The following is a 15,918-nucleotide window of genomic DNA, read 5'->3' on the forward strand; positions in this document are numbered from 1 at the left end:
GTATTTATGGAATAAATTCGTTGTTGCAGCAAACCACTTTAAAATCCAAGCCGAATAATTCTATTATTCGTTATCAGACTAAGCGGAACTGCAGTCAATCTCCTCCTGTCCATATCATGCCAAAACCTTAAAAGCATTACCTGATCAGCTAGCATTTCCGGTTTTAAAAGCTTTAATATATTAATTCCTTCAGGAAAATGTTCATTTTGGGGTTTTTCAAGAATCAATCTTTGCCCTGTATGATCCTCTATTACAAATTCATTATCAACAGTTCCAAACCTTAAAAACTTCAAAAGAATGACAGGTGCTTTATCACTCAAGGGATTCTTTATTTGATTTTTAACTAGTTTGACAGCTTCAGAGAAAGATTCTTTTGCGAAGGATCTTATCCTTAAAAAATCTTTGGAATCGGCATCCCTCATATCGTTGTTTTCCCAACGCACCCGGCAATTCAGGTCTGTGCCGGGGTAGGTATAAAGTTCTTTTATCATCAATACTTTTGAAATGGAATCATCTTCACGTATATATTTAACAGCTTTGAAGGGACGGAAATTATAAGAATTGTGCACCTCACCGGAAGTAAAGTTAAACCATATTCCATTATCCACATATTCACCTCTAGAGGCACTTGGGAATGATGTGAATGCGAGCTGGATTAGCTCGGTATCGCTCCTTAGTAGTCCCTGATTTTTCAGTTCATTAAGCTGCCATGTATAGCCAAGGGAATCCTCTATGGAGGAAGTGTTATCAGGAGCCAACTCATCCGATTGGAGCTTCTTTGAAAGATGTTCCCTTCCCTTTTTGCACAATGCATATAACCGGCTTAATAAATCAGAGGCATCGGTATAGATCTTCTCGTGGTTTTCATTTTCCTTAAACAAATATATAAACTCCCGCAAAGCAGCTTGAGGGCCCGAAAGATAATAATTTCCAAGCTGCTTTGCCTGGTCTTCAAGCAGAGCAATGGTTTTCTTATTTATGGTCCCCAAGCCGTTTTGCACAATGCTGTAAACAAGCTTTTCCAAAACCTCAAGTCCTTCAATCTGAGTTTTTACTTTTTTCTTAAGTGCAGAAACGTTAACCTTCTTAGGCTCGGGCTGTTCCTGTTCTTTTTCCTTTTTCTTTTGTTCCTTCTTATCGATCTTTTCACGCTTTTCCAGTATATCCTCAGGAATTTCTGCTTTCTCAAAGTTTTTACCGCTGACATATGCATACATAAGTCCTAATGCATGCTTGCACGGAAACTGTCTGCTAGGGCATGAACATCTGAAAACCGGGCTTTCGGGCTTGTTAAAATCCGCAGATGTATTATAATTACTGCTTCCGCTTCCTGAACATTCACCAAATATGATTGTTCCATCTTCTGACATGTTAAGCTTAACAAACTTGTTTTTCTTAACCAATCCCCATCCGTTTGATACGGCACTTTGATTCGGGGCCAGCTGGTTTATAAATTCTTCGGTAATATTAATCATATTAAACCTTCCTTTACAAGGAATATTGGTAATTTTTATATCACGCCTTAACCCAACCCTTTTTGATATTTTCAGTCATATAAGAATCCAATATTTCAAATATCTGCTCCCTGCTGTTAGATACCCTCATATCCCTTTGAAGAGGATCTTTCCTGTCGGAGCTGAAATTGGTATAATGCATGACATATGCCGGGTACCTGTCGTCAATCTCTTCCTTGTTGGTTTTCCAGACAATAAACTTTTGGACCATCAGCTTGCCTTTGCTCTCTTTTTTATAGACTTCCCTGAACTGAAGCTCGCTTTTAGGCAATTCTGCTCCGCTATCTTCCATTCCTAATTCAGGTATATAAGTGACCTCTGATAATTGTGACAATCTGAGATTGTGTTGTTCGGCAGTTTTATCAGGTCTTAATCTTACAAATATAGGATAAATAAAGCTTATGCCTTTATTGAATGATTTAAGCTTGTATTTTCCATCACTAATTTCCAGCATTGGGTTTGTTATTATTGTACTTCCGGATTCAAATAAAACGTCGTTGTAACTTATTTCAATCACTGTTTCAGGCTTTATCATCCTGAATGCAACATGGTTTGAATCTGTTTCGATATAATCGGAATCAATCACCATGCCTGACAGCTTTGTAAGCAAATCCTTTTTCTGTTCTTCATTAAAGCCGTTTCCGGTCTTTCCTACAATCTGATATTCATTATCTCCCGTCATCAGTGCAAGAAGCAGCGTCCTAATCTGGCCTTTACTGTCTCCGGTTCCTTCAGTGTACCCTACTATGACAGTATCAATATTATGCTTTGGTTTAATCTTATATACCAGCGGCAAATCTGTCCTTAAAACAAGCCCTTCTGAACAATCCTCCTCAACCCACTTTTTATATACATCTTTAAGTTCAGCTTTGGAGGCTGCCTTTTTATATGCTACAGGTTTTACATTAATTCCATCCTTGAATATTTCTGAAAGCCTTTCATGTATTTCACCGTAGCCTTTAACCTTAGGGTAAACGCCATCAATCTCAATAATATCAAAAGGTGCCAATTTAAGCTTTCCTATTTCCGTTTCCTTTGACAGTGCCGACAGTACATCAAAAACCCTTGTTCTGCCGTTGTCCTCACAAAGATAGAGTTCGGCTGGAATTATTGCAGAGCCTATGCCTGCACTTTTTAAAAGCTTTCCCGCTTCCTCGGTGCATGGAAGCCCTTGTCTTAAAGTCCCTCCGGTATTAACGATAAATGTGTCTGTGCCGTTATAAAATATAACACTCATTTCACCGTCATACTTTCTGGTAATAAAAAATTCCTCTCCTGCAATCCTCGAATCAATCTGCTCAGGATTTATTGCTATAAAGTTTTTGCATACATTTTTCTTATAATCAGAAGCAACCTTTGCAGTTACCTCGTCAACTGCACTTACCGTGCCTTCTAAATAGCCTTTGCTTTTGTTGAGCTTGGATTTATCCAGTATCATCCTTATACCCCCTTAAGTTCCAAGTTTGTGAGATGGAGTATAAGGCAGTACTTGTCTCCATCAACTCGGCCTTCCAAAAACCCTCTGTATGGTACACCTCCGGTTGTCAAAACAACAGGATCAACACCTTTTTTGCCTCCCCCGACAAACATGAGGGAATTGGACTCATGAAGGCTCTTTGCCATATCATAAAGATAATCGTATGTAAGACCGTTAACATGCTTTATCTGATATTTTCTTGTAAAAACGAATTTCTTTATCGCCTGATCTTTTGGGAATTTCTTACCAGTCCATTGAAGGGGTATTTCTCCCAATATATTGGCTTCCGACTTTGAAAGGTCCCTTCTCATTTTCTCGGTGCCGTCAGGGTTCTTAACAACCTCAACAAGATTAACCCTGTATACAATTTTATTGTCCTTACCTATGTACAGTTTCTTTGTCCTGCTTACAAATCTGCCCGTCTTTTCCATATCTATTTCAGGATCACCTTTTATAATCTCTTCACCAAGCTTTGTAAGGTCTCCATAGCGGCCTACCAGGTAATCCTCACTTATTTCCAGAAGGCCCTTTAATATCTTTACAGTTTTCTTCTGAGATCCATCGCTTAGCACATAATTTATTTTGCTTTTTCTTGGAGTACTGTCCATACCGACTACAGCATCCCTCTTTTTCTCATTGGATATATTTAATGACCTCATTAATTAAGTCCTCCTCACATCATACTAAAGTCAATACCAAGCTCGTCGGAGAATTCCTCATCCTCTTCCGCCTCCTCCAGGTAACCCGCCTGTTCAAGGCCTACAAATGCAAATTCACAGGGTGCTCCCACCAAAACAAAGGCTTTCCCGTCATTTTGCAGTATGAACGCCTGGCTGCCCTCATATCCGTCACGGTAATTGAATGTAAATGTATAGATTTTATCGGATATTTCTTTTATAAAATCGGGATTTTCATCAGCTCCATAAAGCTCATAAACTGTAGTTATCTGATAGTCGAGAAACTCTTCTATCGTTACTGTTTCCGTTAGCTCAATTTCACCCGAAAAGCTTGATGGTAAAAGAGTTGCCGGATTACCATCACCATCTACCGCAACAAGTGAAGACCTGTCTACCCATTCATTTGTCTGGCTTAAAATGCCTAAGCCTATGCAGCCTTTAGGAATTATGGCTGTACCTGATTCATCAACGCTAACCAACTTACATTCATTTCCTTCATCATCCAAGGCTACGGTATCTGTCCATCCATATATCTTCTTTCTATCTACCTTATCAGGAGGAAAGGAATATACCTTATCTCCCAGTTTAAATTGAAGCTCCCTTGCCATTATTTGGCCCCCTTTAATTGCTTTTAATATATATATTTTATCAGTATGACCTAAGACGTGTAAATAAGTATATACGGCATTTGCCGGAATGTTAAATATACACACTTTATACAAACACCTTATATAACAAATAAATTATATTTGATATTATAATTGTCAATGTGCCGAATATATAACAAATTTAAAGGAATCATTTTTGACTGCCGAAATTTGGAAATAAAACTTAAGAATGGTTTTACGAATATGTAGTATATAGCAAATATGGCAAAACACCTTAATGCAAGTACCAGTATTATATAGCCTCAAATTCTTCATCATCTTCAATGCAAGGTAATGTAATGGTAAAAGTCGTACCCCTGCCCAATTCACTTTGCACATCTATCTTTCCGTTATGCTGCTTAATTATCTGGTAGCATACATTGAGACCTAAACCCGTTCCGCTCTTTTTGGTTGTAAAGAAAGGCGTACCTATTTTTTTTAAGTCCTCTTTAGATATACCTTTACCATTATCGGAAATTTCCAGGATCATCTCATTCGTCTGCTCATTAAATCCTGTATTTATTTTTAACTTCGCTGATTTTACTTCTGCCATTGCATCAATAGCATTTTTACAAATATTCAGAATAACTTGCTTCAATTGTGCCTCATCGCAGTATAAATACCTTTCTTCCTTTGATAAATCAAACTCAATATCTATTCCTTTAACAAGGGACGATGTCTCAATCATGGCTTTGATTGATTTAAATATATCACATAATGATACCTCATCCTTTTCAGCTTCTCTTGGCTTTGACAAAAATAAAAATTCACTTATTATCTTGTTTACTTCTTCAATATTGCTTTTAATTTTTGCAGTATGATCTTTAATGGTCTTATCCTGGGACAGCAGGTCTATCAGTTGGCACCGCCCTTTTATTGTAGTTAAATAATTTCTCGTTTCATGTACTATTCCCGCACCCATCTGCCCTAATAATGCAAGCTTCTCCTGCTGTATCATTTTTTGCTGCTCATTCCTGATCTCTGTTATATCAGTACCTACACTAATTCCTCCAATTATTTGTCCCTCAACATTCTTAATTGGTGCAAAAAACATCATCATCTCTTTCCTGTTGCCTTTCATAGACACTAACGCAACCTCATGGTATTGTTTATCTGAATTTCCTCTTAGGACAGAATCAAAAAATTCATTTGAGTTAAAGTGCGTCAATTTATTAAATTCATCCAGACTCATACCGGTAATATTTTCGTCCTCTATCTCGTATGCTTCTTCAAATGCATTGTTGTATAGTATAATCTTATTTTCGTTATCTATCATTAATACACTGTTACTTATTGCATTGAGTATAGTCTGTGTTTGCAAATGAACATTTTCCAGTTCCTGTTCTCTTTTAACCTCCCTAATAAGTACCAAAATGCCATTGCTAATTTTTTGGGCTGTGACAGAGAGTTTAACGACATCTCCCCTTAGAGTCTTACAAATCCAAATAATATGGTTTTTTCCCTTTTTGTTTTTTGTTAATTCATCAACAAGAAATTTTTCATCTTGCTTATCCCCGCCAAACATCTTTAATATATATTCCAATGAATAGCCATATAATTTGTTTCTATCACAAGCCAAAATATCTTCAAACATCCTGTTTACGTACTTAATTCTTCTATCGAATCCACATTTAAGTACTCCTATTGGTAGTGCATCAAGAGTATTGTTCAAGGTTTCTTTAACATTTTTAACCCAAGGACATAGCTGCTTGTAGTTCCGTTATTATAGGTAAACCATACTGCAAAGAAAGTAGATACCGATATAAAAACACAGCTTAATTCCAATACCGTATGGTAAACATCCAAATATTTTATTAGCGTAGTATGTAGAACCAATGCAAAAAGTACCGCTGCTGTCACAGTAAGAAAATATTGAATAAGTAAGGTTTTTATTGGTAGATTGAAAGCCCCTCGGTTATTAAGTTCTGTATCCAATTTAATCCCCCTGACGTAAATGAATATTATTATTTAATTATCCTATATAGTAACATCTCTTAAATATGTATTATAAATACAGTTTTGACAAGTAAAAATTATACCATATGATTTTATATGTGTCCAACATATATGATGGCAGTGGGTTGCAATTTTAACCTTGACAACACCTTTTATACTGCTGTTATAATCATATTAAAAGAAATCAAGGAAAGGTAAGTTTATGAACATACAGATATATGCTTTAAAGAAGTGCTTCGATACACAAAAAGCAGAAAGATATTTTAAGGAAAGAAAAATCAAATATCAGTTAATAGATCTGGCCAAATATGGCCTTAGCAAGGGTGAATTTGAAAGCGTAAAAAATGCTGTTGGCCTTGCCGAGCTTATTAATGACAAGTGTAAGGAATATGTTACTTTAAACATGCAGCGGCTTGGGACAGGAAAAGTTGCAGAAGAAGTACTCTTTAAAAATTCCAAGCTCTACAGGTCGCCAATAGTAAGAAACGGAAAGCAAGCCACCGTTGGATATAAACCGGAGGTTTGGAAGGATTGGGTTTAAGACTTAAGACTTAAGAACTAAAAGTATAGCCTCAAGTCCAAAAGCCTTCTTCTCACCTCATCCACTATACTCTTCTCTTCTTCGATAGATGAAGCTTCAAATGTTACGGAGAACCTTAGATATGCACCGGCATCATCCCATGGAACAACAGATATCATCGCCTTTTCAATTATATACTCTGCTGCTTCCTGGGCATTATTGAAAACTGTATTTCCTGCACCTTTAGGTGCCTTCACATAGCAGTAAAATGTGCCCTTTGGCATCCTTGGATCAAAGCCTGCATCTTTAAGTGCTTCCATCAGCATACCGAATCTTCTTTCATATTTTTGGCAGGTTTTTTGGGTTATCTCCGGGTGATTCATGGCGTAGATGCCTGCTTTCAAAATAGCCCTGAACTGACCGGAATCTGTGTTATCCTTGACCATACCATATGCACTTACAATGTCCTTATTTCCCGCAACAAATGCAGCTCTCCATCCCGTCATATTAAATGCTTTTGAAAGAGAAAACACTTCAACTCCTATATCTTTGGCTCCATCAACAGATAAAAAACTCAAAGGCCGATATCCCCTATACACCAAAGCCCCATAGGCAGCATCAGACACAACAGCAATTCTATTTTTAAATGCAAACTCTACGACTTGGTTATAAAACTCTTTAGTTGCCACCTGCCCTGTAGGGTTGTTGGGATAGTTAATATAGAGAATCTTTGCCTTTTTTAAAATGGACTCCGGAATATCGTGGAACTCAGGATAAAAATTGTTTTCGTTAGTAAGCTTAAGGCTAAAAACCTCTCCTCCAAAATATTTTGTCCATGTTGATATAACAGGATAACCCGGTGTCGTGGTGATACAAACATCCCCCGGGTTTATAAAAACCGCTGGGAGCATTGCAAGCACAGGCTTTGATCCTATTCCATGAATAATCTCACTACGAGGATTAATATCAATTCCAAAAACATTTTTTAAATAATCAGAAGCAGCATGGTAAAACTCAGGAATACCGTTATCAGAATAAAACCTGTTTTCCGGCTTTCCTGCCTCCATTGCAAGCACCTCAACAATCTCCGGTACTGCAGGAGTATCAGGCTCACCAACACCCATGTCTATAAACTCAACACCTTTATTAGATGATAGTGCTCTCTCCTTTGCCTTCTTAATCAACGCAAACTTGTATGTACCCTTGTCCTTCCCAAAATTTGATCCTCCAACCCTCTTAGCAAAGTTGTTTATAAGAAAACTCATATAATCACTCCTATCTATAACCAGCCATCAAATCATCAAAAGTGTCCCTTCTTCTTATGAGCCTCACTAATCCGTCCTCGCAAATAAGAACTTCGGCAGGTCTAAGCCTTAGGTTATAGTTTGAACACATGGAGTAGCCATATGCTCCGGCATCTAAAACTGCCACTATATCATCTTCCATCAGGTCATCAGGAATTTCCCTGTCTTTTGCAAGTATGTCCCCTGTCTCACATATATTTCCTACAATTGTTGAAATGCCCCTCTTATCAGAGTTTAGCAGTTTTCCTTTCCTGAAAAATTCAATTTCATGATATGAATCATACATTACCGGCCTCATGAGTACATTAAATCCTACATCCGTTCCAACATATCTTTTGCCATAGTTTGTTTTAATGCTGTGCACCGTTCCAAGCAAAACACCGCACTCAGCAACAATATACCTTCCCGGCTCTATTTTTATCTGCACTTCCCTGCCATATACTTTCATCCACTCAATAATTATCTTTTCCAGCTCTCGTGATACCAAAGAGAGGTCAAGCCTTTCCTGGCTTTGCTTTTTATAAGGTATACCAAAGCCTCCACCCATATCGATAAACTCAAGATCCTGGAAATTACCAGCAATAGCTAATAGGGATTTTACCCCTTCGATATAAGGCTTTCCATCTAAAAACAACGATCCTATATGCTGGTTAACTCCTGCAACCTTCAGCGAGTATTTTTCTGCTATTTGTTTTACTTCCTCAATAAAAGAACTGTCAATTCCAAACTTTGTATTATTTCCAGCAGTAACCACCTTTTCATGGTGGCCCGCACCTACTCCTGGATTAAACCTTAGGGATACCTTCCCTCCTTTGTTTATCTTTCCAAAGGCTTCAAGCTGGGACAATGAGTCCACGCTTACAAGAACTCCATTATCAATGGCATATTTCATTTCTTCCACTGATACATTGTTTCCTACATAGAATATTTGTGAAGGCTCAAATCCCGCTTCTAGCAGTACATGTATTTCCCCTGGAGATATGGCATCTGCATTTAGGCCCTCATCCCTTATAATCTTCAAAAGCTCCATATTGGAATTGGCCTTGATTGAATAGTTAGCCACAAACCATGGATACTGCATGAGGTTTTTCATTTCCCTGCAGCTTTTCCTAAGAATATTTTCATCGTATATATATAAAGGACTGCCATATTGGTGAATAAGCTTTTGTACATCAACCCTGTTGTAAAAATCATAATCAAAAATTTTATTTTCAACGCAATTATCATTCATTTTTCTTGCCTCCTTCCAGCTCTGAGAGCTTAATTTCATTTTTTAAAGAATCCTTTATTAGTTCAACCAAAGGCTTATTTTTAGAATAAAGGCAGGTATCTTGCTCACTTTCAGATATACTTCCTGTTAAGACATTGGCAGAATCTGCAATAATCCTGATTTGCCCTGGTGCTTTAGCTGTATAATGGATTATCGCCCCTTTAATATCAAGTTTCCCTGATGCTATAGCCACCACCCTGACTCCTCTTTTTAAGGCATTTTGAATCTCATCCGTAATATAAGTAAACTCAGTATCACTCATTGATATATATACTCTTTCCTGAGCCTCATCAATGATGTTTTTTATTTTGTCCAATATATGCTTAAATCCGGTTATTGTTATATATGGCTCATAGGGCTTACGGCGTTGAGGACATTCCTTTTTGATAATTTCAACAACTTCTTCCATATGCCTTAATACATTTTTACAATATTCATCTACGGTCACCGAGGTGTAACGTGGGACACTTCCCTCCACCAAAAAGGCACCACCCTTTTCAACAAGAGCTGCCAATGCTTGATATGCATTAGCCCTTGGTATACCTGTTACCTTTGCCGCTTCATACCCAGTAAGTTCGCCTTCTCGGCTAAGAGCTACATACAGCTCGGACTCATGCCTTGTTAATCCTGTTTTCATTAGACATTCTATTAGATTCATCATCATCACCCTAGTAGTATTATTTGCTACTACTATATTATCAAATACTTATTAGGTGTGTCAATATGAGATTATGAAAAAAGTTGAGCGTCCATCCAGTCATACAACCAGAAAGAACGCCCAACTTTGGTACTTGAGAGCTAAACCAACTTTAAAAACTTGGATAATTTTTTCTCAATTTCCATAACAATAAAGGTTCCGATACCTATTACAATAATTTTGATCCATATGTCGCCCGAAAGAGGTGATGTTTTAAATGCACTGTTCATAAACGGCAAGTATATGAAAGCCCATTGCAAAACTGCCATGATGAAAATACCTAAAAATATGAATTTGTTTGAGAAAAAGCCTATTTTCAAAAGGCTGGCATGTAATGAACGGCTATTTATAAGATATGCCGCTTCTATGACAATGAAAACTGTTACTGCTGTGGTTCTGGCCACCTCTATGCTGCTGCCGTTTCTTAATTCAAATTCAAACATTAAAAATGATGCTGCAAGAAGAATTATACTTACAATAATTATCTTCACTATAAGCCCTTTAGTTAATAGAGGCTGAGCCGGGTTTCTGGGTTTCTTCTGCATTATACCTGGTTCCTTTGGCTCAAAAGCAAGCATCAAGCCAAGGAACACTGCAGTTGTCATGTTAATCCATAAAATTTGTGTGGGAGTTATGGGTAAAGTCACACCAAGGAATATAGCCAGAAGTATTACAAGTCCTTCACCCAGATTGGTTGGAAGGGTCCAGGTAATAAACTTTGTAAGGTTGTCAAATACCCCCCTGCCTTCCTCAACGGCGTTTTCTATTGTGGCAAAATTATCATCCATTAGTATCATATCCGCCGAATCCTTGGCAACCTCGGTGCCAGTAATGCCCATTGCAATACCTATATCCGCTTTCTTTAGTGCAGGTGCATCATTTACACCGTCACCGGTCATCGCAACAACATGGCCAAGGCCTGCAATGCTTCAACAAGCCTCAGTTTTTGCTCTGGGGTAACCCTTGCAAAAACATTGTTGGAAGAAGCAACTTTTTTTAATTGCTCGCTGTTTAGCTTCTCAAGCTCTAACCCTGTATAAACCTTGCTTTCCTTACCTTTTGGAGCAATTCCAAGCTGCTTTGCAATTGCCAAAGCGGTAACTGCATGATCTCCTGTAATCATTTTTACAATTATACCTGCATCATGGCATTTTTTGATGGCAGCGATAGCTTCTTCTCTTGGAGGGTCTATCATACCCTGTAGACCTAAAAATGTAAAACCGTCCTTTAAATCATCCTCAACTATCTTACTATTTGATGTAACCTTATAGGCAAAAGCAAGCACTCTTAGTCCATCCGATGCTATACTGTTATAAGCCTTTGTTACATCAGCACTTGAGTCACTTATATTCGCAAGTTTTTCAAGTGAGCCTTTCATATAAATACGGTTTTCACCGTTTTCCATCTTTATCAGTACGGCCATGTACTGCCTTTCGGATTCGAATGGCAAAACCTCCAACCGAGGATTGTTTTTTATAAGAAGATCATTATCAATGCCAGCTTTAGCTGCACAGACGAGCAGGCTTATCTCAGTAGGGTCACCCTGTATTTCACTTTCCCCGTCCTTAAAGTTAATTGAACTGTCATTGCAAAAGACTCCACACTTTAGGCATTCCAGTAAATTTGGGTCATCATCAGGCTTGACAGCATTTCCATTGGATAAAATACTTCCATCCTTGTCATAACCCTGTCCTGAGACGTCGTAATACCCCTTTTTGGTCCATATTTTTTTAACCGTCATGCGGTTTTCAGTGAGGGTACCTGTTTTATCTGAACATATAACAGTAGTGCTACCAAGGGTTTCAACTACAGGAAGCTTTCTGATGATGGAATTCTTCTTTGCCATTCTTGAAACACCTATAGCCAGTGTAGCTGCCAATGCTGCAGGAAGTCCCTCAGGAATTGCACCTACAGCCAGAGCTATTGCTGCCTTAAACATTTCGAGCCAACCTTCACCCCTGAAAACACCTACAGCAAACGTCACCACCGCCAGGATGCCAATTATGTACATCAGCAATTTACTGAATCCTGCGATTTTCTTAATGAGGGGTGTTTCCATCCTGACTGTTTCCTTGAGCAAATTGGATATCTTACCTACTTCTGTATTAGTTCCGGTAAATGCAACAATTCCATAACCTTGGCCGAATGTTACAAAGGTTGATGCAAAGGCCATGTTCACCCTGTCACCTAATATGACGTTTTCCTCAATGGTTTTGCTGCTTTTCTCAACGGGAACCGATTCACCTGTCAAAGCAGCCTCTTGAATTTTTAGCTGATTTGTTTGAAAAAGCCTCAAATCTGCAGGTACTTTATCTCCAGACTGTATAAAGACAATATCACCAGGCACCAATTGTTTACTTGAAATTTTAATTTTCCTCCCGTTTCTAATGACAGATGCTTCTGTTTCAATGGTTCCCGCAAGTGATTCAAGGGCTATTAAGGCTTTAGCCTCCTGAACAAAACCAATTACTCCGTTTAAAATAATAACAGCAAATATTACCATGGAATCCACATGCTCTTTCATTACTAGAGTGACTATGGCTGCCAAAAGTAATATATATATCAACGGTTGATGAAACTGCCTCAAAAAAAGGATTAAAAGACTATCTCTTTTAGCTCTTGCAAGTTCATTGGTTCCGTATTTATTAATCCTTGCAGCAGCTTCCTGATCTGTTAACCCTTTTTCCTTGCTGGTGTTTAGCGATTTTTCCACCTGATCATCCGTCAGCATAAAAACATTTTGTAGATCGGTCATATTTATATCCTTTCTTATCCAATACTTTCTATATTTTTATATTATGTACCCAATTACAGCCATATTAATCATTTTTATTTTTAGGTACAATCAAGTTATTTATTCATACATTCAAAGTTAAGTTATAATTGAAATATTACATGACTAAATGATGCATGAGCTTTTTCAGAATCTATACATAACAGGATAATCATTGATTGTCTGATTAAAGTGTTTTGCAATTATTAGGACATCCAACATATTTATTGCACCATCAATATTCAAGTCTAATCCATTCTTATAATTTTTATCACCTGAAACTGCATTAAAAGACTTGGCAATTTCTATAAAATCTGATAAATTGATTGCACCGTCATGAGTAATATCTCCAGCCCACAGTTCCAAAGGCAAATCTTCAGTTCCCACTATTACATCATCATTATGTATCCTAATATTGTTTATAAACCTTACTAGATAATTGTCCTTATATATGCCCATTAAATAATTAGTATTACATGCTTCATAGTAAGGTATACCTTTAACTTCAAAATACCCGTCATCATCAGTTAAAGCTGAATACATACTATTTATAACCACCTTAAATCCTGATTTTAGCCTGCTATTGTATGAATCAATATCAGTTTTGATGTATCCTGATATATTATAATGAGTTTGTTTCAAGTAGAATATTCTTGAGCTATTACTTTTAGAAATTAGATTAATTCCTCCATTTTTGTCAAAGAATATTTGTTTCGGATTGCTCTTAAATGAAGGTATATATTTTTCTACACCGGATGCATAATACATATTGTCTGTCCCTATCAATAAGTTATTATAAGGACTTAATGCAATAATAGCTTCTTGAAGCTCCCGTTTAATATTAAAACTTGATGTATCAAATACTATATGTCCAATAAATAATTGATTGTTCTTCTCATCTAGTATCAGTGGATATGCATTATCAAAGTAATTAATATCAAGTTTCGGATCAATATTTAGGGCTTGATGCAATTCTTTATCAAAGAGTATATCCCCATTGTCTTCTAAAATAAATCTTTCTAGGTAAAACTCTATTCCGGAACTTAAATGTGAATCAATATAGACTGAATAGATTTCCTTCCCTGCATCTGAAAATAATAAAGCACCCATATTTTTCCCTAAATATTTGCACACTCCCTGTTCCTTATCCAAATCATAAATCCATAAATCACAGGATATCTTTTCTTTGAGGTAGAGCCTGTTATTGCAATAATATATCTGATACTCATTATTTAGGTCCGAGCTTTGTATAAAGGATGGAATATCTTTTATTTTCCTTTGAGTGACGGTATCATAAACACTGATACTCTTATCTCCATTAATAATAAAAATTGTATTCATATCACTTGATAAACATATGTCTAAAGGATATTCATCCAAAGTAATTTTTTTATCTATCCGATGCATTTTCATATCGAAGAAATATAGTTCAGGCTTATGTTTGTTAATGGCAAAAGCCTTACAACTTTCACTGTCATACACTACCTTATCCCATCGTGCCTTAATATCAAATGATATATTGTCATCTTGTTCAAAAACAAATTCATTGCTGACAAATTCTCCTGCATCTGTTTTGTAATGTATTCTAAAAATATAAGGATAACTGTACCGAAGGCCTGAAACACAAATCTCATGACTTAAATTGGGGGACTCTTCCCATTGTGTGTTATTTGAAAATTTAATGTTTTTATAGCTGACATTTGGAGCCATTATATCATACTCAATCATGCAGGTAGTCGGACTGTTATTGCTCCATTTTATAGTTATTGAGTCATCAGCGGTCTGATTAATAACAAGGTCTTTAGGCATTATAAAATCTGAGGGTCTTGGATCATCCATCGAAACCTTTTCAATCAACACGTTTTCAATAAGCCCTATTTGTCCTAAGCTATTATATGTATATTTATAAGATAGAGAAAATACCCCCTTACTGTTCATAAGAATCTTATTAGCATTATTGTTTAACTGTATATGGGATTCATTTCTTGCATTATCCACTCCATACATTCCCATACTTGCTAAATTATATACTGATACTATCTTTGAACCATCAACGATATATAGGTTTTTGTTGGTGTCTGACACCGCATCTAGAGTATTACCATCATTGTTATATAAAGAGCATAATGTTTTACATTCCAAACCATTAGTGCTCATAATAACATTATCATATAAAACATACTCACCTTCATCTCCTAAGGCCTTTAGTGAATCCTTGAAAACAGATTTCGAAACAAAAGAACTGTTTGACTCATATAATGTACCTTTGTTGTAGGAAACAGTATATAGATATTTAGGTTCGCTTATTCCTTGGTGATTTTCACCATCTGATACGTATAATATGTTCTCCTTATTATTTTTTTCGAAATCACTTTCCATAGAAGTATATCTCAAAACGATACTTGATTTTTCCTGCTTGGTAGATCTTGAGTAGCTTCTGATATCACTCTGATAATATGAGTCATAGTATGAATAATTCTTCATTGTATATATATATCCGTCATTTCCAATTAGCATTTTAGTAAATTTATCATTAGTTATGATAATATCTTTAAACTCCAGTGTCTCTGCATCATAAATTAATATTTTTTCAGCTTCTCCAAGACCAACGAACAGTTCATTACTAGATAATACCAGACATTTAGGCGAATTGTCCGTCTGTTCAACTCCATCTAACATTTTATCTTTTCTTTCTCCTGTATCTGCATTATATATAATAATTCTGCCCGAAAACTTGTCCGCTATAAATATGTATGGTTCCAAGGGATGGATAACACAATCGGAAATACTGAATTCTGTACGCTCAGAATTCGATATGTATGTAGATATACTTGACTCTCCATTTCTCAAATTCTGTCCCAAGTCTGATCCAAAACTAATACTGGAAACAGAAATCACACAAAAAAACGTAAAAACAAAAGTTAACATCTTTAGACTTATTCCCCTAATTTTCATACTCATATCCTCCTAAATTTTAAAGCATCCTGCTATAATCTGCTTTTTATTATTTGCGTATATAGCTTAGAGTGCTAGTGATTTTATATAATTATTGATTTTATATAATTATTAGATTATACATAATT

Annotated in this window: 13 protein-coding genes; 1 reads left to right on the forward strand and 12 read right to left on the reverse strand. The window is 36.5% G+C overall.

Annotated elements, in window-relative coordinates; all coding sequences use genetic code 11:
- Positions 1-38: 38 nt before the first annotated feature.
- From Bccel_RS13040 to Bccel_RS13065, 6 genes are all read right to left on the reverse strand, one after another.
- Positions 39-1,475 carry an SWIM zinc finger family protein gene (locus Bccel_RS13040; protein ID WP_036944096.1) on the reverse strand — a complete coding sequence of 479 codons (1,437 nt, stop codon included), beginning with the start codon at positions 1,473-1,475 and terminating at the stop codon, positions 39-41.
- Between the two features lie 40 nt (positions 1,476-1,515).
- Positions 1,516-2,952, reverse strand: coding sequence for an ATP dependent DNA ligase (locus Bccel_RS13045; RefSeq protein ID WP_050753423.1), 1,437 nt, complete (start codon positions 2,950-2,952; stop codon positions 1,516-1,518).
- 2 nt (positions 2,953-2,954) lie between these two features.
- Positions 2,955-3,650, reverse strand: coding sequence for a hypothetical protein (locus tag Bccel_RS13050; RefSeq protein WP_036944094.1), 696 nt, complete (start codon positions 3,648-3,650; stop codon positions 2,955-2,957).
- Between the two features lie 14 nt (positions 3,651-3,664).
- The gene (locus Bccel_RS13055) at positions 3,665-4,276 is read right to left on the reverse strand and encodes a hypothetical protein (RefSeq protein WP_036944092.1); all 612 of its coding nucleotides are present in this window, start codon (positions 4,274-4,276) and stop codon (positions 3,665-3,667) included.
- A 292-nt stretch (positions 4,277-4,568) separates the two neighbouring features.
- Positions 4,569-5,987, reverse strand: a complete 1,419-nt coding sequence (locus Bccel_RS13060) for a two-component system sensor histidine kinase NtrB (RefSeq protein WP_050753424.1) — start codon at positions 5,985-5,987, stop codon at positions 4,569-4,571.
- Complete coding sequence (locus tag Bccel_RS13065) at positions 5,984-6,250, reverse strand: hypothetical protein (protein ID WP_036944090.1); 267 nt, start codon at positions 6,248-6,250, stop codon at positions 5,984-5,986. Before Bccel_RS13065 ends, Bccel_RS13060 begins: the two co-directional genes overlap by 4 nt.
- 223 nt (positions 6,251-6,473) lie before the next feature.
- Between Bccel_RS13065 and Bccel_RS13070 the strand changes: the two genes are divergently transcribed.
- A complete protein-coding gene (locus tag Bccel_RS13070; RefSeq protein WP_036944088.1) occupies positions 6,474-6,812 on the forward strand; it encodes an arsenate reductase family protein in 339 nt (112 codons plus the stop codon).
- A 17-nt stretch (positions 6,813-6,829) separates the two neighbouring features.
- Here the strand turns inward: Bccel_RS13070 and Bccel_RS13075 are convergent, their stop codons facing one another.
- From Bccel_RS13075 to Bccel_RS13095, 6 genes are all read right to left on the reverse strand, one after another.
- Entirely contained in the window at positions 6,830-8,056 is a 1,227-nt protein-coding gene (locus tag Bccel_RS13075; RefSeq protein WP_036944086.1) for an LL-diaminopimelate aminotransferase, read from the reverse strand.
- Positions 8,057-8,066: 10 nt separating this feature from the next.
- Entirely contained in the window at positions 8,067-9,326 is a 1,260-nt protein-coding gene (gene lysA, locus Bccel_RS13080; protein ID WP_050753425.1) for a diaminopimelate decarboxylase, read from the reverse strand.
- On the reverse strand, positions 9,319-10,023 hold the full coding sequence (locus Bccel_RS13085; protein WP_036944084.1) for a TrmB family transcriptional regulator: 705 nt from the start codon (positions 10,021-10,023) through the stop codon (positions 9,319-9,321). The genes lysA and Bccel_RS13085 overlap by 8 nt, the downstream gene beginning before the upstream one ends.
- Positions 10,024-10,163: 140 nt before the next feature.
- The gene (locus tag Bccel_RS32095) at positions 10,164-10,961 is read right to left on the reverse strand and encodes an HAD-IC family P-type ATPase (RefSeq protein WP_201781957.1); all 798 of its coding nucleotides are present in this window, start codon (positions 10,959-10,961) and stop codon (positions 10,164-10,166) included.
- Positions 10,958-12,817, reverse strand: a complete 1,860-nt coding sequence (locus Bccel_RS13090; protein WP_201781958.1) for a cation-translocating P-type ATPase — start codon at positions 12,815-12,817, stop codon at positions 10,958-10,960. The genes Bccel_RS32095 and Bccel_RS13090 overlap by 4 nt, the downstream gene beginning before the upstream one ends.
- A 165-nt stretch (positions 12,818-12,982) precedes the next feature.
- Positions 12,983-15,790, reverse strand: a complete 2,808-nt coding sequence (locus Bccel_RS13095) for a dockerin type I domain-containing protein (RefSeq protein WP_036944080.1) — start codon at positions 15,788-15,790, stop codon at positions 12,983-12,985.
- Between the last annotated feature and the right edge of the window lie 128 nt (positions 15,791-15,918).

Origin of the sequence: Pseudobacteroides cellulosolvens ATCC 35603 = DSM 2933 (assembly GCF_001262605.1) — a bacterium.
Lineage (GTDB): Bacteria > Bacillota > Clostridia > Acetivibrionales > DSM-2933 > Pseudobacteroides > Pseudobacteroides cellulosolvens.